The 24,899-nt window shown below is 50.3% G+C and carries 23 protein-coding genes; 2 read left to right on the forward strand and 21 right to left on the reverse strand.

The window, feature by feature from the left end; genetic code table 11:
- Positions 1-24 precede the first annotated feature (24 nt).
- From surE to rlmD, 10 genes are all read right to left on the reverse strand, one after another.
- Entirely contained in the window at positions 25-762 is a 738-nt protein-coding gene (gene surE, locus BZG81_RS06255) for a 5'/3'-nucleotidase SurE (RefSeq protein ID WP_077459780.1), read from the reverse strand.
- On the reverse strand, positions 746-1,777 hold the full coding sequence (gene truD, locus BZG81_RS06260; protein ID WP_077576437.1) for a tRNA pseudouridine(13) synthase TruD: 1,032 nt from the start codon (positions 1,775-1,777) through the stop codon (positions 746-748). Before truD ends, surE begins: the two co-directional genes overlap by 17 nt.
- Positions 1,774-2,253 (reverse strand): 2-C-methyl-D-erythritol 2,4-cyclodiphosphate synthase, encoded by a 480-nt coding sequence (ispF, locus tag BZG81_RS06265; RefSeq protein ID WP_077459782.1) that lies wholly within the window; start codon positions 2,251-2,253, stop codon positions 1,774-1,776. The genes truD and ispF overlap by 4 nt, the downstream gene beginning before the upstream one ends.
- A complete protein-coding gene (gene ispD, locus BZG81_RS06270) occupies positions 2,253-2,966 on the reverse strand; it encodes a 2-C-methyl-D-erythritol 4-phosphate cytidylyltransferase (protein ID WP_274533585.1) in 714 nt (237 codons plus the stop codon). The genes ispF and ispD overlap by 1 nt, the downstream gene beginning before the upstream one ends.
- A 42-nt stretch (positions 2,967-3,008) precedes the next feature.
- The gene (ftsB, locus tag BZG81_RS06275) at positions 3,009-3,287 is read right to left on the reverse strand and encodes a cell division protein FtsB (protein WP_021022088.1); all 279 of its coding nucleotides are present in this window, start codon (positions 3,285-3,287) and stop codon (positions 3,009-3,011) included.
- Between the two features lie 159 nt (positions 3,288-3,446).
- On the reverse strand, positions 3,447-4,745 hold the full coding sequence (gene eno / locus BZG81_RS06280; RefSeq protein WP_077459783.1) for a phosphopyruvate hydratase: 1,299 nt from the start codon (positions 4,743-4,745) through the stop codon (positions 3,447-3,449).
- Between the two features lie 74 nt (positions 4,746-4,819).
- Positions 4,820-6,454: a CTP synthase gene (locus BZG81_RS06285; RefSeq protein ID WP_077676990.1), complete on the reverse strand. Its 1,635-nt coding sequence runs from the start codon at positions 6,452-6,454 to the stop codon at positions 4,820-4,822.
- Between the two features lie 155 nt (positions 6,455-6,609).
- Entirely contained in the window at positions 6,610-7,404 is a 795-nt protein-coding gene (gene mazG / locus BZG81_RS06290) for a nucleoside triphosphate pyrophosphohydrolase (protein ID WP_077676991.1), read from the reverse strand.
- A 50-nt stretch (positions 7,405-7,454) separates the two neighbouring features.
- Complete coding sequence (relA, locus tag BZG81_RS06295) at positions 7,455-9,671, reverse strand: GTP diphosphokinase (RefSeq protein ID WP_077676992.1); 2,217 nt, start codon at positions 9,669-9,671, stop codon at positions 7,455-7,457.
- Between the two features lie 68 nt (positions 9,672-9,739).
- The gene (gene rlmD, locus BZG81_RS06300; protein ID WP_077676993.1) at positions 9,740-11,071 is read right to left on the reverse strand and encodes a 23S rRNA (uracil(1939)-C(5))-methyltransferase RlmD; all 1,332 of its coding nucleotides are present in this window, start codon (positions 11,069-11,071) and stop codon (positions 9,740-9,742) included.
- A gap of 145 nt (positions 11,072-11,216) precedes the next feature.
- Between rlmD and barA the strand changes: the two genes are divergently transcribed.
- Positions 11,217-13,982 (forward strand): two-component sensor histidine kinase BarA, encoded by a 2,766-nt coding sequence (gene barA, locus BZG81_RS06305; protein WP_077669331.1) that lies wholly within the window; start codon positions 11,217-11,219, stop codon positions 13,980-13,982.
- Here the strand turns inward: barA and acpS are convergent.
- From acpS to rpoE, 11 genes are all read right to left on the reverse strand, one after another.
- Positions 13,979-14,359 (reverse strand): holo-ACP synthase, encoded by a 381-nt coding sequence (gene acpS / locus BZG81_RS06310; RefSeq protein ID WP_077669332.1) that lies wholly within the window; start codon positions 14,357-14,359, stop codon positions 13,979-13,981. The genes barA and acpS overlap by 4 nt on opposite strands.
- Complete coding sequence (gene pdxJ / locus BZG81_RS06315) at positions 14,360-15,091, reverse strand: pyridoxine 5'-phosphate synthase (RefSeq protein WP_021022096.1); 732 nt, start codon at positions 15,089-15,091, stop codon at positions 14,360-14,362.
- Between the two features lie 2 nt (positions 15,092-15,093).
- The gene (gene recO / locus BZG81_RS06320) at positions 15,094-15,789 is read right to left on the reverse strand and encodes a DNA repair protein RecO (RefSeq protein WP_021022097.1); all 696 of its coding nucleotides are present in this window, start codon (positions 15,787-15,789) and stop codon (positions 15,094-15,096) included.
- 40 nt (positions 15,790-15,829) lie between these two features.
- Positions 15,830-16,735 carry a GTPase Era gene (gene era, locus BZG81_RS06325; protein ID WP_021022098.1) on the reverse strand — a complete coding sequence of 302 codons (906 nt, stop codon included), beginning with the start codon at positions 16,733-16,735 and terminating at the stop codon, positions 15,830-15,832.
- A complete protein-coding gene (rnc, locus tag BZG81_RS06330; protein ID WP_028569567.1) occupies positions 16,735-17,406 on the reverse strand; it encodes a ribonuclease III in 672 nt (223 codons plus the stop codon). The genes era and rnc overlap by 1 nt, the downstream gene beginning before the upstream one ends.
- A gap of 12 nt (positions 17,407-17,418) precedes the next feature.
- Positions 17,419-18,315: a signal peptidase I gene (gene lepB, locus BZG81_RS06335; protein ID WP_021022100.1), complete on the reverse strand. Its 897-nt coding sequence runs from the start codon at positions 18,313-18,315 to the stop codon at positions 17,419-17,421.
- Positions 18,316-18,329: 14 nt separating this feature from the next.
- Positions 18,330-20,126 carry a translation elongation factor 4 gene (gene lepA / locus BZG81_RS06340; RefSeq protein WP_077676994.1) on the reverse strand — a complete coding sequence of 599 codons (1,797 nt, stop codon included), beginning with the start codon at positions 20,124-20,126 and terminating at the stop codon, positions 18,330-18,332.
- Positions 20,127-20,204: 78 nt separating this feature from the next.
- Positions 20,205-20,702 carry a SoxR reducing system RseC family protein gene (locus tag BZG81_RS06345; RefSeq protein WP_077669334.1) on the reverse strand — a complete coding sequence of 166 codons (498 nt, stop codon included), beginning with the start codon at positions 20,700-20,702 and terminating at the stop codon, positions 20,205-20,207.
- An 11-nt stretch (positions 20,703-20,713) separates the two neighbouring features.
- Positions 20,714-21,682 (reverse strand): sigma-E factor regulatory protein RseB, encoded by a 969-nt coding sequence (rseB, locus tag BZG81_RS06350; RefSeq protein WP_077459793.1) that lies wholly within the window; start codon positions 21,680-21,682, stop codon positions 20,714-20,716.
- Positions 21,679-22,311, reverse strand: a complete 633-nt coding sequence (locus tag BZG81_RS06355) for an RseA family anti-sigma factor (RefSeq protein ID WP_077459794.1) — start codon at positions 22,309-22,311, stop codon at positions 21,679-21,681. The genes rseB and BZG81_RS06355 overlap by 4 nt, the downstream gene beginning before the upstream one ends.
- A gap of 32 nt (positions 22,312-22,343) precedes the next feature.
- Entirely contained in the window at positions 22,344-22,925 is a 582-nt protein-coding gene (rpoE, locus tag BZG81_RS06360) for an RNA polymerase sigma factor RpoE (RefSeq protein ID WP_021022105.1), read from the reverse strand.
- 332 nt (positions 22,926-23,257) lie between these two features.
- Here rpoE and nadB point away from each other — a divergent pair, with 332 nt between their 5' ends.
- Positions 23,258-24,874, forward strand: coding sequence for an L-aspartate oxidase (gene nadB / locus BZG81_RS06365; protein WP_077676995.1), 1,617 nt, complete (start codon positions 23,258-23,260; stop codon positions 24,872-24,874).
- The last annotated feature ends 25 nt before the right edge of the window (positions 24,875-24,899 follow it).

Genomic DNA, 24,899 nt, shown 5'->3' on the forward strand with positions numbered 1-24,899 from the left:
AGCCCAGTATGGCACGCGAGGGGACTACTCAGTCAGCCATTGCGAAAACACACCTAGCGTATCATGAGCGGTTAAATCCACTTGCAGTGGTGTGATAGAGACAAACTGCTCAGAAATCGCGTGGAAGTCGGTTCCTGGTCCTGCGTCTTGTGTTTTACCCGGTGCGCCAATCCAGTATATCGGTTTACCTCGCGGATCGCCTTGTTTTATCACATCTTCTGCGTGGTGGCGGGCGCCAAGACGGGTCACTTTCCAACCCGCAAGACGGTCAAGAGGCACATCCGGCACATTAATATTGATCAAACGATGGTTCGGCGCCTCATGACGCTGGTTTTTCGCTAAAAACTGTTTCACCACATGTGCCGCAGTGTCAAAGTGTTGATGACCACAAAGTGAGACTGCGATTGCTGGCGCGCCGAGGAAAAATCCTTCTGTTGCCGCAGCGACCGTCCCCGAGTACAGTACGTCATCACCCAAATTCGCCCCATGATTGATCCCTGTAATCACAAAATCAGGCTCCCACGGCAACAGCTCCCGCAGGGCTAAATGGACCGAATCCGTCGGGGTGCCTTGAACCGCATAACGTTGGGGACCCAGTTCACGTACCCGTAATGGATTTTCCAACGTTAACGAGTTGGAGGCCCCTGAGCAGTTACGATCCGGCGCGGCGACTACGACATCAGCAATACTCGATAACACCTCGGTCAATGTTTGGATCCCTTGCGCATGGTAGCCGTCATCGTTACTAATCAATATGCGCATCACGCTCTCCTTGTTCATTTGCAATCACAACTTCTCTCATCACTGCTGTCGCAAATGCCCCCGCAGGTAAAAAGAAACTGACGGTTAAGGTATCAGTATCGTGCGACCACGTCATGGCCTGAGGCAGTAAACGTATTAGGCGACGGTCATGACGCATGCGATTATCGCGAATCACCGCCAATAAATCTGGCTCTTGTTCTACCACATTTAACTCAAACTGCTCGGCGTCAGCGGTGGTCGGTAAAGCATTATCACCCGTCATCGGTGCAGTAATGGTTGGCTTTTGAAGACCGGCCTCGACCGTATACGTTTGTTTTTGCTCGTCCATACATAAATCACCAGCCAGTGTCTGGTCAAACAAGCCAGCCTTTAATCGCGCAGAAACCACTTGATTAAACAACAACGCACGCGCAGCTGAGAGATAAAAACTACGTTTACTCTTATCCCGGACTTTGCGCTCTCCACGCCCCCAAGCACGAGCTATCGCCACATTGTTGCCCTCGCGACCAAATCGCTGAGCGCCAAAATAATTAGGGACGCCCTCTTTAGCAATGGCTTCAAGACGAGGGAGCAATGCTTGCGGATCGGTAAGCTGACGAATACAGAGCGTAAACTGATTACCAATCAAATCACCCGGACGTAGTTTATGTTGATGCCGTGCGGTGCCCTCGATACTGACAACACCCGGATGGGTCTCGACAAACGCCGCTAAATCCGGATCATCTTTTCCTGGCAGGTGAACGCTGAACCATTGCTCTGTTACCGCATGGCGATCTTTTAAACCGGCCCAGCTGACTTGGCGCGAGGTAACACCACAGGCTTTTGCCAGTTCGTTAGCTACGTATTGCGTGTTTTCACCCCGCTTTTTAATTCGGACTAAAAAGTGCTCGCCTTGACCAGATGGCGTAAAACCGAGGGATTCTGAGACAATAAAATCGTCTGGAGAGGCTTTTAAGGTCCCGGACTGTGTCGGCTGACCATGTGAGTACGCTAAAGGTGCCAGTAAGTCTGTCATAGAGCCTCTTTATTCAATAAGACAACGGCTTCGCACGCGATGCCTTCTTTACGGCCAGTAAAACCAAGACGCTCTGACGTCGTCGCTTTGACGTTGACCGCGCCCGTTTCCACGCACAAGTCTTTTGCGATCGCCGCGCGCATCGCTTGAATATGCGGGCCCATTTTAGGTGCTTGGGCAATAATGGTGATATCCGCATTCCCGAGCTGATAGCCTTTCGCTCGTACTTTGGTGTAAACATCTCGCAGTAACATCCGGCTATCGGCCCCAGCCCATTCTTCACAGGTATCTGGATAATGCTGGCCAATATCGCCGGCGGCAATCGCGCCCAGTAAAGCATCACATAACGCATGGAGGGCAACATCACCGTCTGAATGCGCGATCAGTCCTTGCTCATAAGGCACTGCCACCCCACCGATAATAACCGGGCCATCGCCCCCAAATTTATGCACGTCAAAGCCGTGTCCAATTCGCATCATGCTTGGCCTTCTTGTTGTGAAAGGTAAAACGCTGCAAGCCACTGATCCTCTGGATGGGTGACCTTAATATTGCTAGCACTCGCAGGCACCAAAATCGGATGTCCGCCGATCGCTTCAATCGCGGAAGCTTCATCGGTGACCTGATCACCGGCTATTTCCAGTGCGCGTTTTAGTGTTTGAGTTAAAAACATTTGTGGCGTCAGGGCATGCCAAAGCGCTTCGCGCTCAACCGTATGTGCCACTTGTCCATCGTCATTCGCGCGCTTCATCGTGTCTCTCACTGGCGCCGCCAATAAGGCTCCGTCCTGATGAGATTGCGCGTGCGCGATTAGCGCATCAATGTCTGCATGCGTCACACACGGTCGTGCCGCATCATGCACCATGACCCACTGAGTTGTCACCGCTGCCAATCCAGCTTGTACAGAGGTTGCGCGAGTTAGCCCCCCGGTCACAACCTGCACATCGGCATGCTCACCAAGGCCAGTTTGCGCAAAGTAACCGTCGTTAGCGCTAATAGCAATCACCACCGAACTAATCGCAGGGTGTGCCAGCAAGCGCTCAACGGTATGTTGAAGCAGCGTTTTGCCTGCTAAAGTAAGGTATTGTTTAGGACAGTGAGCCTGCATTCGCCGTCCCACCCCGGCGGCAGGGACCACGGCACTGATACCCGACCGCAAAGCGCCAGGCTGCAAAGAGGTTTGTTCGACCACAAGTTATCTTCTTTGTTAGTACCGCCTGCAGGCGGTAATCGGTTATTGTCTTGTATCGACCAATCGGAAAAATGTTTCGTCGGGTTTGATCATGCCAAGCTCGTTACGTGCGCGCTCTTCAATCGCTTCTTGACCGCGTTTTAAATCCGCAATCTCCGCGTACATTTGTTGATTACGCGTTACGAGTTTTTGATTGGCCTGCTGCTGCACGGCGACATTAGCTTCAATTTGCCAGTAATCTGTCACACCATTTTTGCCTAACCATAAATCGTATTGTAGCCAAACAAGCGTGAGAAACAGCGCAACCGATAGCAGCCTCATACCTGTACTCCTTCCTATATCGGCTCGACGTATTTGCACAATAGAATTCTAGTCGCATAGGCTAGCGGATCAGGTCGCTGGTGTCATGGTTTTCCTAAACGAAAAAAAGCCGCGCCGTTAAACGGCGCGGCTTTTCTAATAAAAGTGTCTAAGTGCCGATTATTGGCCTTTCACTTCTTTTAGACCGTTAAACGGTGCTTTTTCACCCAGCGCATCTTCGATGCGGATAAGCTGGTTGTACTTAGCAACGCGATCTGAACGGCTCATCGAACCGGTTTTGATTTGGCCTGCTGCAGTACCCACCGCTAAGTCAGCGATGGTTGCGTCTTCAGTTTCGCCTGAACGGTGAGAGATAACCGCCGTGTAACCAGCGTCTTTCGCCATCTTGATTGCAGCCAGCGTCTCAGTCAATGAACCGATCTGGTTGAATTTGATCAAGATAGAGTTCGCCACACCTTTGTCGATGCCTTCTTTCAGGATCTTAGTGTTAGTCACGAACAGGTCATCACCGACCAGCTGAAGCTTGTCACCCAGCAGTTCGGTTTGGTGCTTAAAGCCGTCCCAATCAGACTCGTCGAGGCCGTCTTCGATAGACACGATTGGGTACTCTTCAGCCAGCTTAGCAAGATAGTGGTTAAACTCTTCTGAAGAGAAGGTTTTACCTTCACCTTTCATGTTGTAGATGCCTTGCTCTTTGTCATAGAACTCAGACGCTGCACAGTCCATTGCTAAAGTAATGTCTTTACCCAGCTCGTAGCCTGCTTGCTCAACCGCTTCTTTAATCGCAGCGAGTGCTGCTGCGTTTGACTCTAGATTAGGCGCAAAACCACCTTCGTCACCAACAGCAGTGCTTAGGCCTTTGGCTTTCAGTACTTTGGCAAGGTTGTGGAATACTTCTGCACCGATACGCAGCGCTTCTTTTAGCGTCTTAGCACCGACTGGCTGGATCATGAACTCTTGGATATCAACGTTGTTATCCGCGTGCTCACCACCATTCAGGATATTCATCATTGGCAGAGGCATAGAGAACTGACCCGCAGTACCGTTTAGCTCAGCGATATGCTCGAACAAAGGCATGCCTTTTGCCGCTGCCGCCGCTTTGGCGTTCGCCAAAGAAACCGCGAGGATAGCGTTAGCACCGAACTGAGATTTGTTCTCGGTACCGTCGAGATCGATCATCACTTGGTCGATATCCGCTTGCGCTTTAGCGTCTTTACCCAGCAATGCTTCTGCGATTGGGCCATTCACAGCTTCAATCGCTTTCAGTACGCCTTTACCCATGAAACGTGACTTATCACCGTCACGCAGTTCTAGTGCTTCGCGAGAACCCGTAGATGCACCAGAAGGAGCTGCTGCCATACCAACGAAACCACCTTCTAGGTGAACTTCCGCTTCAACGGTAGGGTTACCGCGTGAATCAATAATTTCACGACCTAGAACTTTAACGATCTTAGACATTGTGATTCCTCTCGTCTGTCATTGTTTTTAAAAATAAAGAGCGCCCGCCTTCTGGGCTACCGCTCGAATGTCGTTTATAGCTCACCGCGCTGTTTTTTGCCTGCCGCAGCAACAAATCCAGCAAACAGTGGATGGCCATCACGCGGCGTTGAAGTGAATTCCGGGTGGAACTGGCACGCCACGAACCAAGGATGTGCTGGGTTTTCAATGATCTCTACCAGCTTTTTATCGGCAGACAGACCAGAAACTGACAATCCTGCTTTTTCTAGCTTAGGGCGTAGCAGATTATTCACTTCATAACGGTGGCGATGGCGCTCATGGATTTGGGTATTGCCGTAGAGCTGATGCGCTTTCGAACCTTCAGCTAAGTGGCAAAGCTGCGCGCCTAGGCGCATGGTGCCACCAAGATCTGACGTCTCGCTACGCTCTTCTACTTTGCCTTCTTCATCGACCCACTCAGTGATCAGGCCAACGACAGAATAAGGGCTTGCTTGGCTAAACTCAGTCGAGTTAGCGCCTTCCATGCCGGCGACATTACGTGCGTATTCAATCAACGCCACCTGCATACCAAGACAAATACCCAGATACGGCACATTATTTTCACGTGCATATTGTGCCGCAAGGATCTTACCTTCAATGCCGCGGTCACCAAATCCACCAGGGACGAGAATCGCGTCCAAGTCCTTCAGCATTTCACTGCCGCGGGTTTCAAGATCTTGTGAATCCACGTACTTGATGTTGACGGTCAGGCGATTTTTCAACCCACCGTGTTTTAACGCTTCATTGACGGACTTGTACGCATCCGGCAATTCAATGTACTTACCGACCATACCAATGGTGACTTCACCCATTGGGTTGGCTTCTTCGTAGCTCACTTGCTCCCATTCAGACAAGTCAGCTTCTACGGCTTCAATGCCAAAGCGCTTGCACACCAAATCGTCCAACCCTTGCGAACGGATCAACGATGGGATCTTGTAAATAGAGTCGACGTCTTTCATGGTGATCACCGCTTTTTCCGCCACATTACAGAACAGCGCAATCTTAGCGCGTTCATTGGCAGGAATTGGGCGCTCACTACGGCATACCAGCACATCCGGCTGAATACCAATCGACAGAAGCTCTTTTACTGAGTGCTGGGTCGGCTTGGTTTTTACTTCGCCTGCCGCAGCCAAGTAAGGCACTAATGTCAGATGCATGAACATGGCATGTTCGCGGCCCACGTCTACCGTCAACTGACGAATCGCTTCCAAAAATGGTAATGATTCAATATCACCGACCGTTCCGCCGATCTCGACGATCACAATATCGTGACCTTCACCGCCTGCGACGATGCGATCTTTGATCGAGTTGGTAATATGTGGGATCACCTGAATCGTCGCCCCCAGGTAGTCTCCACGGCGCTCTTTGCGCAGTACATCCGCATAAACACGGCCAGAGGTAAAGTTATTACGCTTGGTCATTTTAGTGCGAATGAAGCGCTCATAGTGACCGAGATCAAGGTCGGTCTCTGCGCCGTCTTCCGTGACGAATACTTCTCCGTGCTGGGTAGGGCTCATTGTCCCTGGATCCACGTTAATATAAGGGTCGAGTTTCATGATGGTGACGTTAAGGCCACGCGCTTCAAGAATGGCTGCTAATGAGGCTGCAGCAATACCCTTACCGAGGGAGGATACAACACCGCCCGTAACAAAAATGTAGTTCGTCGTCATGCTAAACCTGAGAGTTGGATTTAGAGGAAATAAATGAAGTTCTGGACGGGATATTATGATACCAGACCCCACTGACTCCCACAATGTGAAAGCTACCACACACCCTGGTGTTTTTAATTGTCACAAATCAATTATGCCAATTACAGGATATTGCCTTACTCGTCTTTTTTAACCGCTTGCCACGCCGATTCTAGTTCATCCAGCTGACATTGTTGAATATTTTTTCCATTATCACGTAATTGATTTTCAACGCCACGAAAGCGACGTTCAAATTTCTGATTGGCTGCGCGCAACGCCTGCTCAGCATCCGTGCCTAGGTGGCGCGCGACATTGACGACAGCAAACAAAAGATCGCCAACTTCGTCTTCCACACGGCTTGCGTCAACCGGTGTCTGTGCCAATTCATGTTCGACCTCTTCCAGCTCTTCTCGCACCTTCTCGATAACCGGCGCCACGGTTGGCCAATCAAACCCTGCCCTTGCACATCGTTTTTGTAGCTTGTGGGCGCGAGTTAACGCGGGCAACCCCTGAGTCACGCCATCTAATAGACTGCAGGATTGGGTTGAGGGCATTTTCTCTGCGCGCTCTTGCGCCTTAATACCTTCCCAATCAGGCGAGCTTAATGGCTTCCCGTCCGCATCTTTAGGACCGAATACGTGAGGGTGACGACGCGTGAGCTTATCGCACACTGCACTGACGACATCGTCAAAATCAAATCGATGTTGTTCGCGCCCTAATTGACTGTAGAACACAATTTGAAAAAGAAGGTCGCCCAACTCGTCTTTTAGGTCCGACCAGTTTTCACGCTCGATGGCGTCAGCCACTTCGTACGCCTCTTCTAAAGTATGAGGCACGATAGAGGCAAAGGTTTGTGCCTTGTCCCAGTCACAACCATGATTAGGGTCGCGTAAGGTCGCCATGATCGTCAGTAAGTTGTCAATTGACGCCATAAGAAGGTTCCTTCATGAAAAAAACGCCCTGTCGAAACAGGGCGAATGTATTAGCGGAGGCGTTTCGCTTCGACCACGTCTTTCACTTGTTCAAGCCGGTTTACAACGCGGCTTAAGGTATCTAAATTAGAGATTTCGAGATCAAAGTCCATGATCGACATTTGCTTTTTATAATCAACTCGGCTTTGCATCCCGGCTACCCGTGCTTTCTCATTGCTTAGCACGTTATTGATATCTTTGACCAGCCCGGTTCGTTCATTTGCCGAAAGCCGAATGCGTACATGGTACTGACCAATATGGCCTTTCCCCCACACCGTGGCGATAATCCGCTCCGGTGCATGATGGCTAAGCTCATTGAGCTGTTCGCAATCTGCACGATGGACCGAAATACCACGCCCTTGGGTAACAAATCCTTTAATGTCATCACCCGGCAACGGCTGGCAGCAGCGCGCGAGATGCGTCATCAGGTTATCAACACCTTCGACAACCACGGCATCGCGGTGCGCTTTGCCGGTGCTCGGTTTTTGTTCGCTTTGCTGCAGTTTTTCTAACAACTGCTGCTCTTCTTCTTCCAGGCTCGGTTTATTAATCAGGCCATTAATATGGTTCACTACCTGATTAATGCGCAAATCACCACTGCCCACGCCGGCATAAAGCTCGTCCAGCGTGTTAACGTTAAAGCGTTTTAGCGCCAAATTGGCATCTTTACTGATGCCGCCAATTTTTTGTAGCTCGGTATCCAAGATTTCTTTACCGGCAGCAATGTTCTTGTCTTTGTCTTGCTTGCGGAACCAAGCATTTATTTTGGCGCGCGCACGACTTGAGTTAACAAATCCATGGCTGGGATTGAGCCAATCTCGCGACGGGTTAGGCTCTTTTTGCGTGATGATTTCAACCTGGTCGCCCATTTGTAGGTGATAGGTGAACGGAACAATTCGCCCTTCTACTTTGGCACCAATGCAACGATGACCCACTTCTGAATGGATGTGGTAGGCAAAATCAAGTGGCGTTGCCCCTATAGGTAAGTCGACGACATCGCCGCGCGGGGTGAACGCATACACCCGATCGTCGAACACTTGGCTACGCAACTCATCAAGCATTTCGCCAGAATCAGACATTTCTTCTTGCCATGCCAATAGCTTACGCAGCCAGGTGATTTTTTCATCGTAGCCACTGCGGCCACTGGCTGAGCCTTCTTTATATTTCCAATGGGCCGCTACACCTAGCTCTGCATCATCGTGCATTTGTTTGGTGCGAATTTGAATCTCAACGGGCTTGCCTTCCGGCCCCAACACCACAGTGTGAATTGACTGATAACCGTTCGGCTTGGGGTTGGCGACATAATCATCAAATTCTTTGGGTAGATGACGGAACTGGGTATGGACGGCACCTAATGCGGCGTAACAATCCTGAAGTTGATCCGCAATGATGCGCACAGCGCGCACATCAAACAACTCATCAAACTCCAGATTTTTCTTCTGCATTTTGCGCCAGATACTATAAATATGCTTCGGGCGTCCATATACCTGTGCATTAATATGCGACGCTTCCATTTCCTGCTGGAGCCCTTCGACAAAGGCACTGATATAGTTTTCACGGTCAATGCGTCGCTCGGCCAGCTGCTTGGCGATTTGTTTATAGGTTTGCGCATGTTGGTAACGGAACGCGTAATCTTCAAGCTCCCACTTTAGCTGACCAATTCCCAATCGGTTAGCCAAAGGCGCATAAATGTTAGCGCTCTCTTTCGCTGCTTGCTGACGCACAGACTCTGGCGCATCTTTCACTTCACGTAAATGGCAAATACGCTCGGCGAGTTTAATCACCACGCAACGAAAGTCTTCCACCATAGAGAGCAACATACGGCGCACATTATCAACTTGCGAGGACGTGGCCTCATCGTCGGCTTGAGTATTTAAATGCCGAATCGCAGCGGTCTGCTGCACACCGCGAATCAGGTTGACTATCGACATCGAATAGTCGTCCGCCAGTGTCTCCAGGGTGACCAGTTCGGCGTCGACCATCGGAAATAATAGCGCGGCCAGCAAGGTGTCGGCATCCATGCTTAATGTCACGAGGATTTCGATCATCTCTCGGCCTCGCCACAAAGGCTGGCTGAGTGCTGATTCATCGTCACTCAATGCTCGACAATATTGGTAGCCGTCTAACAAGGCTTGTGTCGTCGATGCGTCTTGCCCGAGTCGCTTAACCCAGGTGTTAAGCTCAAATGTTTCATCTTCGTGTAGGTGGGCTTCTCGTACCGCAACCATAACTGTTCCTATCCTTAACTCTCTCACTGACAAGAGAGGCATGTCGATAACGACAAGCCACTAAACGCTTATGCCCGCTTGTTCGTCACCGGCTTAAACAAGGCCATCGATTCCATGTGTCCTGTTTGTGGAAACATATCCAGCATCCCTAATTTGACAAGTGCATAACCATTATCAAGCAGCACGCGGGCATCGCGCGCCAGGGTGGCAGGATTACAGGACACATAAACAATATGTGAAGCCCTCGATTGTGCCACAAAGTCTATAACACCCGCAGCCCCTGCGCGTGCCGGATCGAGTAAGATTTTGGTAAAATCGAAATGGGTCCACTCTCCCTCTAACGCGTCGCTATTTAAATCAGCTTGATAAAAACCGGTGTTATCACAACCATTTATCTTCGCATTATCTGCCGCCTGATTCACCATGGCTTGCACGCCTTCCACCCCGACAACGTGCCCAACCAGTTTGGCAGCGGGGACACTAAAGTTACCCAATCCACAAAAGAGATCCAAGACACGATCTTCTTTCTCTAGCGCTAGCCAATCCAGTGCCTGTGACACCATATCCTGATTGACCGTCGGGTTGACCTGAATAAAGTCATTCGGTTGAAACGCAAGGCGACATCCCGCCACTTGGTAATCTGGCGCGGCGCCGATAAGACGTTCAGGTGCGCCATCGCCTTGATGAAGATAAAAGGTGCAGCCTTGAGTTTCTGCCCAGTGGCACAATGCTTGACGGTCATCACTGTGCAATACCTTGGTGGTACGCAACGACACTACCGTGGTGTTGTCAGCCTCAATCAGATCAAGATGACCCAAAATACGTCGACCACGCAGGCCATCCAAACACGGACGCAAGTGCGCAAGCAAAGTATTCAATGACTCACTCAGGACCGGACAATGGCTAACATTGATAATCGCACTGCGTTGGCGAGCACGAAACCCCATTGCCAATGCCCCCTTTTTATCAACCTGAAGACTGATGCGTGCACGACGCCGATATTGCCATGGCCTATCTGTAATAGGTGCCGAGAGTGTTGCCTCTTCCCCAGCAAATTTTTGCATCAGCTCATTCAACGTTTGCTGTTTATGCGTAACCTGCCCTTCATGGCTTAGATGCTGCAAGCTGCAACCACCGCACTGCTGATAAACCGGGCACCCTGGCTCAACACGTTGTGTGGCGTGGCTATCGAGTTTAATTAATTGGCCGCGCGCATATTGCCGTTTTTGTTCGGTCAGCTGTACCAAGGCTTGCTCTTCCGGCAAGGTACCTGGGACAAACACCGGTTTTTTATCCAAAAAGCCAACGCCATCGCCATGATGGTCTAAGCGTTTAATGGTTATCAGCTGATGCTTTTGCTCAACCTTTTTATTTTTTTCGGGCTTAAAAAAGCGCGCCATGTCGTATTCCAGTGTTTAAAGCTTGTTGCCAAGCCAGTCAAGAGATCCTGCCAGTGGGAGTTGTGATAGTTCGCTGACTATTTTGTGATTGAATCATGTACACTGGCGCTAATTGTCGTGATTATTTTCCCATAGTTTATCTAGCATGACCAAATATGGCCTCCGCACTCGTGTTTCTGTACTCACTATTGCACCGACACTCATCGTTGGGCTATTACTCAGTGCATTTTTCACCAGCACCCGCTATCAAGACCTTGAGCAGCAACTCACGGTAACCGGTTCTGCGATTATAGAACCGCTCGCCATTGCCAGCGAAGTGGGATTGAAAAATGACAGTCGTGAAAACGTGCGCCGGCTCATCGGCTTTGCTCACCGCCAGCATTCTCAGTTTGTGAGAAGTATTGCCGTGTTCGATCGTCGTAACGAGCTGTTTGTGACCTCGAACTACCACCGCAATTTAGCCATGCTCTCCGTCGATAGTGGCCAACCTATTCCCACACAATTACAGGTTAGCCAACAGCAAGATACCTTGATTTTGCGTGCACCGATTTTAGAAATTGGACGCTTTACCCCCGGGCTCAATGTCGAGCGCCCTTTGGGGTATATCGCGATGGAGTTGGACCTTAGCTCAGTACGGTTGAAACAGTACCAGGAAATGATCACAGCGCTGGTTATGGTCGCGCTGGGCGGGATTCTCTCCTGCTTTTTCGCTTACCGTTTAATTGCCGATGTGACTCATCCAATCGGCAACATGGTGACCTTGGTCGATAGAATTCGACGAGGCCATCTTGACGTGCGGATTGAAGGTGAGCTGCTCGGCGAGCTGGATACCTTAAAAAATGGCATCAATGCAATGGCAATCTCATTGTCCGAATACCATTTGGAAATGCAACAAAGTATTGATCAGGCGACCAGTGATCTACGCGAAACCTTAGAGCAGCTCGAGATCCAAAACGTTGAGTTAGACATTGCCAAGAAAAACGCGCAAGAAGCGGCACGGGTTAAATCCGAGTTTCTCGCCAATATGTCCCATGAGCTGCGTACACCGCTCAACGGGGTGATTGGCTTTACGCGACAAATGCTAAAAACCGAGCTCAGTAGTAGTCAACGAGATTACCTTCTCACCATTGAAAAATCCGCCAATAACCTGCTGACGATCATCAATGACATCTTAGATTTCTCTAAGCTGGAAGCGGGTAAGTTGCTGTTAGAAAACATTCCGTTCGACGTGCAAGAGATGCTCGACGAAGTGATGCGCCTACTCGCGCCTATGGCGCATGAGAAAGGGCTAGAGCTAACCCTGCGCACCGATGCTCGGATTCCTGCGGGAGCGGTTGGCGATCCGCTTCGTATCCAACAAGTTTTAATCAATTTGATTGGCAACGCGGCGAAATTTACCGAGCGAGGTAATATTGATGTCAGTGTCGATCTTAAACAGCTACACGATGAAACCGTCGAACTGCAATTGATGGTCAAAGACACCGGCATTGGGATCTCTGAACGTCAACAAGCGCAGCTTTTCCAAGCGTTTAGACAGGCAGACGCCAGTATCTCGCGCCGTTATGGCGGTACTGGGCTCGGGCTTGTGATCACGCAAAAATTAGTCCAACAAATGGGCGGCGATATTGGCTTTACCAGTCGCCTTCACCAAGGTTCATCATTCTGGTTTACGCTGCAGCTGACACAAACTGATTTACCGGTATCGCAGCCACTCGACATCGAGCCTTTGGTCGGGCGCGATATTCTGATTGTGGAGCCCAATGCGCGTACCAGAGAGATTTTGCGCAAACGACTGAGCCAGGTGGGCCTAAACGTTGATACCGCGTCCGGCACCCATGTGCTCACTGACCGTCAGTATCATTTTGCTCTCCTTTGTTTTGATGCTGGGAGCATGCCTGCGCTCAGTGAGATGCAAGATGCAGTCAGTCTCTGTGAGCAGCAAGCGCAGTCAGTGGTGGTTTGCTTACCCACCACCGAACTCGAAGCATCTGAGCATCTTTTGAAAGCCGGTGTACGAGCGTGTGTCGCCAAGCCGATCCCGCAGCGTAAACTATTGGAAACACTGCTTGGTTCACCCGAGCCGGCGCCTTTGCCGCTACCTCAACCTAACACCACGCAAAAGGCGCCCTACACCGTGATGACTGTCGATGATAATCCCGCGAACTTGAAACTGATCACAGCCTTGTTGGCTGAGCGGGTAGAGAAAGTCGTGACCGCAGATGATGGCGTCAAAGCCCTGTCACTGGCACACCAATACGCCTTTGATATCATTTTGATGGATATTCAAATGCCTGAAATGGACGGTGTCACCGCTAGCCAAGAAATCCGTAAAGCGGGACTCAACCAGCAAACGCCGATTGTAGCAGTAACCGCTCATGCGATGCCTGGTGAGCGTGAGCGCCTTATTGATGCCGGGATGGACGATTACCTCACCAAACCCATTGAAGAGGCCATGCTAGAAAGCACCCTGAGCCGTTGGCTGCATTTTGATGACACGGTAGCACCTCATCAAGCCGCGCCGTTACCCACTTATTCGGCTAACCAGGATCACAGTGCGCGTCATCTGGACTGGCAGCGGGCGCTCAACCAAGCAGCAGGCAAGGCCGATCTCGCCAAAGAAATGCTAGAAATGTTACTCGCCTCTTTTACGTCAGTGAAGAAGGTGGTCGCTAGTGCGTTGGCGGGAGAGTCAGAGACCGATAGCTTATGGCAAGCCATCCACAAGCTCCACGGTAGCTGTGCTTATAGCGGTGTGCCTCAACTGAAAAGCCTGTGTCACGAGTTAGAAACGCAATTAAAAGCCGGGGCAGATATCGCAGCTGTCGAACCTGAGCTGTTAGAGCTTCAAGATGAGATTGCACATATTGAGCAACTGGCACCGCAATATCTCGATAACGCGCAGGGCTGTTAACCCGTTTCTAAGATAACATACGCGATCGCGTAGGCCTTTTCATCCGATAAGGTCAGCCAACAGTGCGCAACGCCACGCTCGCGTGCCAATTGGGCAGCACGGCCAGAAAGGCTTAGGACTGGCTGGCCGGAAGTCTGATTCGTAATGGTAAAATCATGAAACGTGACACCATCGGCAATCCCGGTTCCTAACGCTTTTGCCGCGGCTTCTTTCGCAGCAAAGCGCTTGGCCAAGTAGCGAGCAGGCGCATGATGTGTTGCCATATGCTCCCGCTCACTATCGGTTAGGATCCGATCGGCAAAGCGCGATTGGCGTGCAAACGCTTTTTCAATACGCGCAATCTCAACAATGTCTGTACCAATTCCAACAATGGCCATTTAGCGACGCGCCGCTTCCATAATCGCTTTCATATCCGCCACCGCTTTTTGCAAACCATCAAACATTGCACGACCTATGATTGCATGACCAATATTCAGCTCATGCATTTCTGGCATCGCCGCGATGGGAGTGACGTTATGATACGTCAGGCCATGACCCGCATTCACTTTGATCCCCAAGTCGACAGCAGAGCTTGCCGCTGCGGAGATCTTTTTAAGCTCCGATTGGCGATCGTTGTCATTGGTTGCATCCGCGTAGTGGCCCGTATGCAGCTCAATAAAGGGCGCACCACATTGATGAGCCGCTTCAATTTGATTGCGATCAGCATCAATAAAAAGGGAAACCTTAATCCCAGCTTCGCTCAGACGCTGGGTTGCCGCTTTCACTTTATCCAGCTGGCCTGCGACATCCAAGCCCCCCTCGGTGGTGAGCTCTTCACGTTTTTCCGGGACCAAACAAACAAATTCAGGTTGAATCTCGAGCGCAATCTCAACCATTTCATCGGTCACCGCCATTTCCAGATTCATACGCGTTTGTAGCGTTTCTTTGAGTAAACGGACATCGCGATCAGTGATATGGCGACGATCTTCACGAAGATGCACGGTGATCCCTGCCGCTCCAGCACGCTCAGCTAACTCCGCCGCATGAACCGGATCCGGATACGCGGTACCACGTGCATTACGTATCGTCGCAACGTGATCAATGTTCACACCGAGGTAAATTTTATCCATGATTATTTCCTTCTAAACAATTCTCTGCTTTTTAGCGGCTTAGGACCAAGATAAGGTTTGAGCGCCATACGTGTAAAACGCTTGGCGGCGCGCAGCTGTGCCACCGTTTCAAAATGTCGTGTCGCCAACGCTCGTAGATCAGCGCCAGTAAATTGCCGATGTTGGCTTTTCATGATCGACGCGACAAAGCCTTGCTGCTCACGATATAGATACGTCATAGTATCGTTGATCGGGTCGCCGCTACCAGCACAATGAAGAAAATCAACGCCATAGCCTAGTGCTTCTAACAGCGCAAGCTCAAAGCAGCGTAATGCAGGCTCTGGGTTGTGATAGCGGGCAAGCTGGGTTAAGGCGGTGACATAATCGAAAAATAACGCTGGGTAAGGCGTATGAGGCTCAAGCACACGCATAACTAACTCATTGAGGTAAAAGCCGGAATACAGAGCATTGCCTGATAAAGGCAGCGCGAGGCCTGTGGCCTCAGCACTGCGCAATGTACGTAATTCACCGCGTCCCCCCCACTTGAGCAGCAAGGGAGTAAAAGGCTGCAGTGCGCCTCTTATGGCCGAACGGGGACGACGTGCTCCCTTGGCGAGAAGCGTGATACGCCCCTCGAACTCAGAGAACACATCTAAGAGCAGACTCGATTCACTATAGGGGCGCGAATGCAGCACAAAACCACGTTGAAAGCCGTCCACTCACCCTCTCCTGAGTGCATGGACCCGATGTTCGGGCCAATTAAAGATCGTCGATATAGCCTAAACTGCGCAACGCGCGTTCGTCATCAGCCCAGCCGGATTTCACTTTCACCCAAAGCTCAAGATAGACCTTACGTTCGAAGAGATCTTCCATGTCTAAGCGTGCCTCACGGCCAATGCGTTTGATCTTTTCGCCGCCTTTACCAATGACCATTTTCTTCTGGCCGGTACGCTCAACTAAAATCAAACCATTAATATGAAAGCCATCGGTTTCAGGGTTGTAGTCAAAACGTTCAATTTCAACCGTCACTGAATAAGGCAGCTCTTCACCGGTAAAACGCATCAGCTTTTCACGGATAATTTCTGAGGCCATAAAACGCTGAGAGCGGTCGGTAACATATTCTTCAGGGAAGTAGAATTCAGACGCCGGCAACGCATCACGAACACGCTGCTCGACCACATCAATATTGGTCCCGTTTTTCGCTGAAACCGGGATCACGTCGACAAACGGCATTTTCTCTGACAACGCTTGTAGATGCGGAAACAGCTCCGTCTTCTCTTTAACGTTATCCACTTTGTTGACCAACAAAACCGTCGGCAACTCTGAACGCGCTAGCTTATTAAGCACCATTTCATCGTCATTGGTCCAATGTGTACCATCCACGAGAAATAATACTAATTCAACGTCGGTTAACGAGCTGTTTGCAGCCCGATTCATAAGACGGTTAATGGCGCGCTTTTCTTCAATGTGTAGCCCAGGCGTATCGACATACACCGCCTGGTAGTTATCCCGGGTATCCACGCCCATGATTCGGTGACGCGTGGTTTGGGGTTTACGCGAGGTAATCGACAACTTTTGCCCTACCAAGCGGTTCAGCAATGTTGATTTTCCTACGTTCGGGCGGCCAACAATGGCAATAAAGCCGCAGCGCTGTGTGTCAGTCATTATGTCAACTTCTGTAGTGCGAGTTCTGCAGCCGCTTGCTCTGCCTTGCGACGACTACTGCCTTTTCCAATCACAGAACGCTCCAGTCCTGATATCTGGCACTCTACCGTAAACTCTTGGTTGTGTGCTTCACCCTTCACTTTCATCACCGTATAAGACGGTAACGGTTTACGTTTTCCCTGCAAGAGCTCTTGCAAACGGGTTTTCGGATCTTTTTGGCTGACACCCGGTTCAATGGTTTCGAGTCGCTGCTGATACCATTGCAAGATAATATCTCGTACCCGGTTGATATCACTGTCTAAAAAGATGGCGCCAATCAATGCTTCTACAGCGTCAGCCAAAATCGAATCGCGGCGAAAACCGCCACTTTTAAGTTCTCCTGGGCCAAGGCGCATGACTTCGCCCAGAGAAAACTCCCGCCCAATTTCGGCTAGTGTATTACCGCGCACTAAGGTCGCGCGCATCCGACTCATATCCCCTTCATCCACTTTCGGAAAGCGATGATAAAGATCCTCGGCAATTACGAAGCTAAGAATTGAGTCACCCAAAAATTCGAGACGCTCATTATGTGTGCCATTGGCACTACGGTGCGTCAACGCCAGTTCAAGCAATGCAGCACTGCTGAACTGATAGCCGATCTCTCGCTGCAATTTATCTGTTAGTTTTGTCATCATAGTCCAGAATTAATCAATTCCACCAATACGGTTAAAGCGTATCCCTGTCGGTATCCACGATGGTAGCCAGCTGTCACTGTTGCGCTCGAATTCGAAGCTGACCCAAATAGCCACCGCTTTGCCGACTAAGTTGCGCTCAGGCACAAAGCCCCAAAAGCGGCTATCCGCACTGTTATCGCGGTTATCACCCATCATAAAGTAATGCCCTTCCGGCACCACCCAACGATTGACGCCCGGACGTGGCTGATAGGCACTGATTCGATCGCGCTTATTCGGATGGACAAGGATCTGATGCGCTTGCTCACCCAGCTGCTCTTGTGCTTGCACCAGATTCACACCACCTTGTGCAAATTCACTAGGCTGAATGTTATCTATCGCGACAGGCTGGCACTGCGCTTCGCCTTTAGGCTGAATACACAAGCGCTTATCTTCATACACAATGGTATCGCCGGGTAGCCCCACCGTACGCTTGATGTAGTCAATATTCGGCTGCGGCGGATATTTAAACACCACAATGTCACCGCGCTCAGGTTTGCCAGTATCAACCAGTTCAGTGTGAAAAGCCGGATCACGCAGCCCATAGGCAAATTTTTCCACCAAAATAAAATCGCCAACCAATAAGGTTGGCATCATCGATCCGGACGGAATTTGGAAAGGCTCATAAATGAATGATCGCAACACTAAAACCACCGCGATCACCGGGAAAATAGACGCCATATTCTCAACCCAACTCGGTTGTGGCATCACTTTCGCGACTTGTTCGGCATCCAAATCAGTCTGTGCGACCTTCAGTGCTTTGCCTGCAGCCTGGCGGCGACGCGGCGCCCAGCGGTATTTATCTAACGCCCAAACCAGGCCGGTGACCAAGGTCACCAGCACTAAAATTAAAGAAAACGTATTGGCCATCATGGAATCCGTTGTTATTTATCTTTGCCCACATGCAAAATGGCCAAGAAAGCTTCTTGCGGCAGCTCGACATTACCGACCTGCTTCATGCGCTTCTTACCTTCTTTTTGTTTTTGCAATAGTTTTTTCTTACGACTCACATCACCGCCGTAACATTTTGCCGTGACGTTTTTACGCAACTGCTTGACGGTTGAACGGGCGATAATGTGATTGCCAATCGAGGCTTGGATGGCGATATCAAACTGCTGACGCGGAATAAACTCTTTCATTTTTTCCACTAGCTCGCGACCACGCGGTTGCGCATGAGCACGGTGCGTAATAATCGCCAGTGCATCGACACGCTCGCCATTCAGTAAGATATCCACCCGTACCATGTCAGACACATCGTAACGTTCGAAGTTATAATCTAACGAGGCATAACCGCGCGATGTTGACTTAATACGGTCGAAAAAGTCCAACACGACTTCCGCCATGGGTATGTCATAGGTCAGCGCAACTTGATTGCCGTGATAAACCATATCCACTTGGGCACCACGCTTCTCAACACACAAGGAGATCACATTGCCGACGAATTCATTGGGCACCAAGATATTACAACGCGCGATAGGCTCACCAATGGCTTGAATGTCATTCACTGGGGGCAGCTTGGCTGGGCTGTCTACATAGATGACTTCACCATCGTTTTGCGTGACTTCGTAAACAACCGTAGGGGCTGTGGTGATCAGCTCAAGGTCGTATTCTCGCTCCAGGCGCTCTTGAATGATCTCCATGTGCAGCATGCCAAGGAAACCACAACGGAAACCGAAGCCAAGCGCCGCAGAGCTCTCTGGCTCAAAGAAAAGCGACGCATCATTGAGGCTTAACTTATCCAAGGCATCACGGAAGTTTTCATAATCATCGGATGAAATCGGGAATAAGCCCGCGTACACCTGAGGCTTAACTTTTTGGAACCCTTCAATCCGTTTTTCGCAGCCGTTTTTGGCATGGGTGATGGTGTCGCCCACGGGTGCGCCGAGGATATCTTTGATCCCACAGATCACCCAGCCTACTTCACCGGTTTGCAAACCATTAAGCTCTTTACGCTTGGGCGTGAAAATGCCAATGCTGTCCACGTTCCATTCTTGGCCCGTGCTCATGATTTTCACTTTGTCGCCTTTTTTGAACGAGCCTTCACGAATGCGCACTAACGAGACGACGCCAAGATATTTATCGAACCAAGAGTCGATAATCAACGCTTGAGTGGGGGCGTCGGGGTTACCTTCCGGCGGTGGAATAAGGCGAACAATATCTTCGAGTACGCCATCGACTCCAACCCCTGTTTTGGCTGAACAACGCGTGGCTTCAATGGCTTCAATACCAACAATATCTTCGATTTCTTGCGCCACACGGTCTGGATCGGCGGCCGGTAAATCGATTTTGTTCAGGACAGGGACCACTTCAAGGTCCATATCCATTGCGGTGTAGCAGTTGGCGAGCGTCTGTGCTTCAACCCCTTGTCCTGCATCCACCACCAGCAAAGCACCTTCACATGCCTTCAGTGAGCGCGACACCTCATAAGAGAAGTCGACGTGTCCTGGCGTATCGATGAAGTTCAACTGATACTCATTGCCGTCTTTGGCTTTATAGTTCAGTGTCACACTTTGTGCTTTGATGGTGATACCGCGTTCACGTTCCAGATCCATGGAGTCAAGGACCTGCTCTGCCATTTCCCGGTCAGTAAGGCCGCCGCATACGTGAATGAGTCGATCAGAAAGCGTCGACTTACCGTGGTCAATATGGGCGATGATCGAAAAGTTACGAATATGCTTCATAAGTGGGTGTGACTTACTCGTTATCAATAAGAATGGGATCCTAAGATCAATTGGGCTGGATTCTACCGAAAATAGTGGCTAGTCGCTATCCTGGTGTCTGGTATTTATCACTGCCAACTCGGAAATTGGCTCTCCCATGATACGCAGAAGCTCAGGTTGCTGCTGTTCGGCACTCCCGACATATCTCGCTAAACGTCGTGCGATACCGACCCCAAGGGCACCGAAGCCTAGACTCAGTGCGATAACACCTCCTTCACCGCTGCCTGCCAACGCGGCAAAGAAAAATTGTCCCAGTAAGGCGCCCACGAACATCATCATTAATGGCACCATATAAACCACGAGCGCCGAGCGTACCAAGGTGGCTTCACCGAGGCCAATTTCAACGAGAGTTCCTGTCGGCAGCGGTTCTGGCGAACGAACGCTGACATGGTTCACTTTTCCGGGTAGGGCCTTGGACACAATGCCAGTGCCACACTGGCTTTGCGATTTGCAGCTGCCACAGCTGGTTTGCTGCTGACAGGCAAGGGACAGCCAGCCGTCTTGGTACCCTGTTACCTCCGCCAGTGCTTTAATCATGGTGCAACCTTTTACTCTGTCTGTGATGTTGGCATGCGATTAATACGAACCGAATCAGCAATCCGTTTAGCGGTCTCCGGTGGAATGTCCCCCACCACTGTAATTTCGGCGTTGCCATTGATAACACTGTGCAGCGTCCGTCGGCCTTGGCGCACTATCTGTTTACGCACGGAGACATCGTCGGCTTTGGCTAAATAAACAGAAAAACTAAAAAGGCCGTCGCTAAACATTTGGCTTTCCACTGCCCGCTTAGTCATCATTAAACGATGGCGGTTACTGTATACAGGCTTAAAGCCATCTGGCAGCACCGTCACCTGCCAATCCAGGTCAGAGCGGCGGGTTGTTTGTGGGAGGGTTAATACCGGCGGCAGGGCTAACTGCGTGAGTTTTTGCATCGCGTCGTTAATTTTAGGCGTAACCACCAGAGATAAGGCGCGATACTGTTCAAGCGGATCCCCATCTCGGTCAAGTAAATCGGCTCTCACCGGTAGGTGACTGTCTTGGTCTAGCCAAAGCACGTACGAATATCGCTCACCATCTTTCGGTGTGATACGTACAACCTGGCAATCCATGCCCGCCTCGCGCGCATGTCCCATTGAGACAAAGTCATAATGGTTTGCCAGTATATCAATATCGGCCTGAATGAGGGTAGGCAATGGTGCCACCATATGATCACTGGCGATCGTGAAAGGGTCATAACCAGGTTCAAAATAACTGATTTCCTTTCCGCGACGAATTACTTCTCGCGACGGACCACTTAAATACATGAGATGACCAAACGCTTCGCCACCTACCCGTGCATGGCGAAAACGCAGTGGCTCTAGGCTATTTTTGCCAACGAGAATGTAGGACAGTTCATAGTCCAAGGTATCGCTTGCGGTATCCATTTGATGTAACAAAGCCTCGGCAGAGGGTTCGGCCGAGGCTTGCGCAGACATCAAACTGACCAGCGCAAGCGCACCGATCAGAGTTTTTTTCATTGCTTACTACTGCTTGTCGACGGTGCCATTGTCTGATTGCTAGACAGACTATCCTTATTCAACCTTAGCTGCAATTCATAGTCTTTGAGCATTGCATTTACGCGCCGACGCTGCTCCATCATTTCAGATTCTGAAGGCGTCGCACGCAAATCATTCCGGCTTAAACTCACTGGTTCAGCAGCACCTGCAAAAGGAATCGTTTCCAATACTGGCGGTTGGGTTTGATTGCCAACCCCCGGAGACGTTGGTTCAGACTGGTTATAATGCTGCACGCCTACGATCACGGCGAGAGAAACACAAGCGGCGACACTGACCTGAGTGAGCTGTTGCAGCCAGCCAGGTAGGTGGCGACGCGCCTTTTCCGGACGCGGCTGTGACTCGTGCATCGGGTGCACGTTACTGTCAACGTGAGCGCCTTGATAAGCCGGTTCTGCTTCCAACGCGGACGCGACAGAATCGGCAATGTTCCATTGCAACGAGCCAGGCGCGTCACCACGCATCACATCACGAATGATGCCGAAGTCGCTCCAGGTCTGTTGTGCGCTATTATCTCGCTCTATATCATGGATCACCGACGTATCCACCCGTTCGCCATCTAATAACGCCGAAATTTTTTCTTTATCCGTCATTCAAGTCACCGTCATGCAGCCAGTAAAACTCGTTACCGTTTCATCAGTGGCCGGATGCGCTTTTCTACCGCTTCACGCGCTCGAAATATACGCGACCGTACCGTACCGACTGGACAATCCATTACCTGTGCAATTTCCTCATAACTGAGCCCATCGAGCTCGCGTAAGGTGATTGCGGTTCTTAAGTCGTCAGGCAGTGTTTCAATGGTCGAAAACACCACCTGCCTCAATTCTTCAGACAACATCAAGTTTTCAGGGTTCGATATTTCTTTTAACGACCCCCCACTTTCGTAATTTTCTGCTTCGTCGGCGTCAATATCGCTGCCTGGTGGACGTCGTCCTTGTGCCACCAAATGGTTTTTCGCGGTGTTCACTGCAATGCGATACAACCAAGTATAAAACGCACTTTCGCCACGAAACCCCGGCAAAGCACGATACGCTTTAATAAACGCTTCTTGTGCGATATCCGGAATATCACCACTGTGTGAGCCTACATAGCGGGCAATAAGGTTACATACCTTATTTTGATATTTGACGACTAACAGATTGAAAGCTTGCTTGTCACCATTCTGTACACGTTCTATTAGAACCTGGTCGGTTAGCTGCTCGCCCATTCGAGCGTTTACTCCTTGGTTGATCTTTTCGCCCGATTATCGACATTCTAGGTCCGACGTTGTCAGAGCGCGGTTAAACCCGCTTGCGAGCTTTCGCTGAGAATTCGATGACCGCTTAGGAGAAAAGTTCCTCACCATGTTGGTTTTATTATGCGTGAAATCACATTACTGTGACGGAATGACCAAAGCGCGCGTCTTTAGCTGCATGTATTGTCCCCCAAACAATGCCACGGTTGCAAACTTTCACCCAAGCAAGACTGGATTTGATCTTAGCGCGCGCGGCCGCGTCAAATTGGTGTAACATTGGGAGCGCAGAAAGAGGATTAGGGATCATGACGACCACAACTCAGGAACATCAATGTGACGTGTTGGTCATCGGCAGCGGTGCCGCTGGCTTATCGTTGGCGCTACGTTTGGCGCCCACGCACCGGGTTATCGTACTCAGTAAAGGCCCTCTCAGTGAAGGGGCGACACTCTACGCACAAGGCGGCATCGCCGCTGTTTTTGACGAACAAGACTCAGTGGAGTCCCATGTCGAAGATACACAAATAGCCGGTGGCGGTATCTGTGATACCGATGTTGTCGACTTTATCGCCCGTAACGCCAAAGACTGTGTTCAATGGCTGATTGATGGTGGCGTGCCCTTCGATCAAGAAGACAGTGATGATGAAACCCCGCGTTATCATCTCACTCGCGAAGGTGGTCATAGTCATCGACGTATTCTACACACCGCCGATGCAACCGGTATGGCGGTGCAAAACTCATTGCAAGATAACGTTCGACAACATCCTAATATCACCCTACTCGAGCGTCATAACGCGCTGGACATTATCACGCGTAAAAAAGTCGGACTCGGCGGCCCTAATCATGTGTTAGGGGCCTATATTTGGAATCGCAATCAAGAAGTTGTAGAAACTGTCCGCTGCAATGATGTGGTGCTGGCAACAGGTGGCGCGTCTAAAGTGTATCAGTACACCTCTAACCCAGACGTCTCTTCTGGTGATGGTATTGCGATGGCATGGCGAGCAGGTTGCCGTGTCGCGAATCTTGAGTTCAATCAGTTCCACCCGACTTGTTTATACCACCCTGACGCGCGTAACTTTTTGCTAACCGAAGCATTACGTGGTGAAGGTGCGCACCTAAAACGCCCGGATGGATCGCGCTTTATGCAAGACTTTGATCCGCGTGGTGAGCTTGCTCCCCGTGATGTCGTGGCGCGTGCGATTGATTATGAAATGAAACGTCTTGGCGCTGATTGTATGTATCTCGATATCAGCCATAAAGATCCGCAATTTGTCACCAAGCACTTCCCCACCATTTACGAGAAGCTAAAAGAGTACGGCATTGACTTGACCCAAGACGCCATCCCGATAGTTCCGGCCGCTCACTATACCTGTGGTGGTGTGATGGTGGATAAAAATGGCACTACGGATCTGCCTGGTTTATATGCCATTGGTGAAGTGAGTTATACCGGGCTACACGGTGCAAATCGCATGGCCTCTAACTCCTTGCTCGAATGTGTGGTGTATGCGTGGTCTGCCGCTGAGCATATTAAAGCCCATTCAGACCATATAGAGCCACACACAGCGTTGCCAGCTTGGGATGAGAGCCAAGTGATTTGTTCCGATGAGGAAGTGGTGATTCAACACAATTGGCATGAGCTGCGCCTGTTTATGTGGGATTACATGGGGATTGTGCGCTCAACCAAGCGCTTAGAACGTGCTTTGCGTCGCATTGAGCTACTTAAACAAGAAACGCACGAGTACTACGCTAATTTTCGTGTCTCGAATAACTTGCTCGAATTACGTAATTTACTCCAAGTCGCTGAATTGATGGTGCGTTGTGCCATGCAACGCAAAGAAAGTCGTGGTCTACATTACACCATTGACTATCCTGACGCTCATGCTCAATCAGGCCCAACCATCCTCGTTCCCGATCAGCCTTGCTAATGTGGCGCATGGTATCGTCGCAATA

The sequence above is a fragment of the Salinivibrio sp. MA607 genome (genome assembly GCF_001996245.1).
GTDB classification, from domain to species: domain Bacteria; phylum Pseudomonadota; class Gammaproteobacteria; order Enterobacterales; family Vibrionaceae; genus Salinivibrio; species Salinivibrio costicola.

Excerpts from the sequence above, each read along its gene's own strand:
- pdxJ (WP_021022096.1), bottom strand. The coding sequence starts at position 15,091 with ATGGATAAAATTTACCTCGGTGTGAACATTGATCACGTTGCGACGATA.
- rpoE (WP_021022105.1), bottom strand. The coding sequence starts at position 22,925 with ATGGGCGAGCAGCTAACCGACCAGGTTCTAATAGAACGTGTACAGAAT.
- barA (WP_077669331.1), top strand. The coding sequence starts at position 11,217 with ATGACCAAATATGGCCTCCGCACTCGTGTTTCTGTACTCACTATTGCA.
- BZG81_RS06355 (WP_077459794.1), bottom strand. The coding sequence starts at position 22,311 with ATGACGGATAAAGAAAAAATTTCGGCGTTATTAGATGGCGAACGGGTG.
- relA (WP_077676992.1), bottom strand. The coding sequence starts at position 9,671 with ATGGTTGCGGTACGAGAAGCCCACCTACACGAAGATGAAACATTTGAG.
- lepA (WP_077676994.1), bottom strand. The coding sequence starts at position 20,126 with ATGAAGCATATTCGTAACTTTTCGATCATCGCCCATATTGACCACGGT.
- BZG81_RS06345 (WP_077669334.1), bottom strand. The coding sequence starts at position 20,702 with ATGATTAAAGCACTGGCGGAGGTAACAGGGTACCAAGACGGCTGGCTG.
- rnc (WP_028569567.1), bottom strand. The coding sequence starts at position 17,406 with ATGACAAAACTAACAGATAAATTGCAGCGAGAGATCGGCTATCAGTTC.
- ispF (WP_077459782.1), bottom strand. The coding sequence starts at position 2,253 with ATGCGAATTGGACACGGCTTTGACGTGCATAAATTTGGGGGCGATGGC.
- surE (WP_077459780.1), bottom strand. The coding sequence starts at position 762 with ATGCGCATATTGATTAGTAACGATGACGGCTACCATGCGCAAGGGATC.
- truD (WP_077576437.1), bottom strand. The coding sequence starts at position 1,777 with ATGACAGACTTACTGGCACCTTTAGCGTACTCACATGGTCAGCCGACA.
- eno (WP_077459783.1), bottom strand. The coding sequence starts at position 4,745 with ATGTCTAAGATCGTTAAAGTTCTAGGTCGTGAAATTATTGATTCACGC.
- era (WP_021022098.1), bottom strand. The coding sequence starts at position 16,735 with ATGACTGACACACAGCGCTGCGGCTTTATTGCCATTGTTGGCCGCCCG.
- nadB (WP_077676995.1), top strand. The coding sequence starts at position 23,258 with ATGACGACCACAACTCAGGAACATCAATGTGACGTGTTGGTCATCGGC.
- acpS (WP_077669332.1), bottom strand. The coding sequence starts at position 14,359 with ATGGCCATTGTTGGAATTGGTACAGACATTGTTGAGATTGCGCGTATT.
- ftsB (WP_021022088.1), bottom strand. The coding sequence starts at position 3,287 with ATGAGGCTGCTATCGGTTGCGCTGTTTCTCACGCTTGTTTGGCTACAA.
- rseB (WP_077459793.1), bottom strand. The coding sequence starts at position 21,682 with ATGAAAAAAACTCTGATCGGTGCGCTTGCGCTGGTCAGTTTGATGTCT.
- lepB (WP_021022100.1), bottom strand. The coding sequence starts at position 18,315 with ATGGCCAATACGTTTTCTTTAATTTTAGTGCTGGTGACCTTGGTCACC.
- BZG81_RS06285 (WP_077676990.1), bottom strand. The coding sequence starts at position 6,454 with ATGACGACGAACTACATTTTTGTTACGGGCGGTGTTGTATCCTCCCTC.
- mazG (WP_077676991.1), bottom strand. The coding sequence starts at position 7,404 with ATGGCGTCAATTGACAACTTACTGACGATCATGGCGACCTTACGCGAC.
- rlmD (WP_077676993.1), bottom strand. The coding sequence starts at position 11,071 with ATGGCGCGCTTTTTTAAGCCCGAAAAAAATAAAAAGGTTGAGCAAAAG.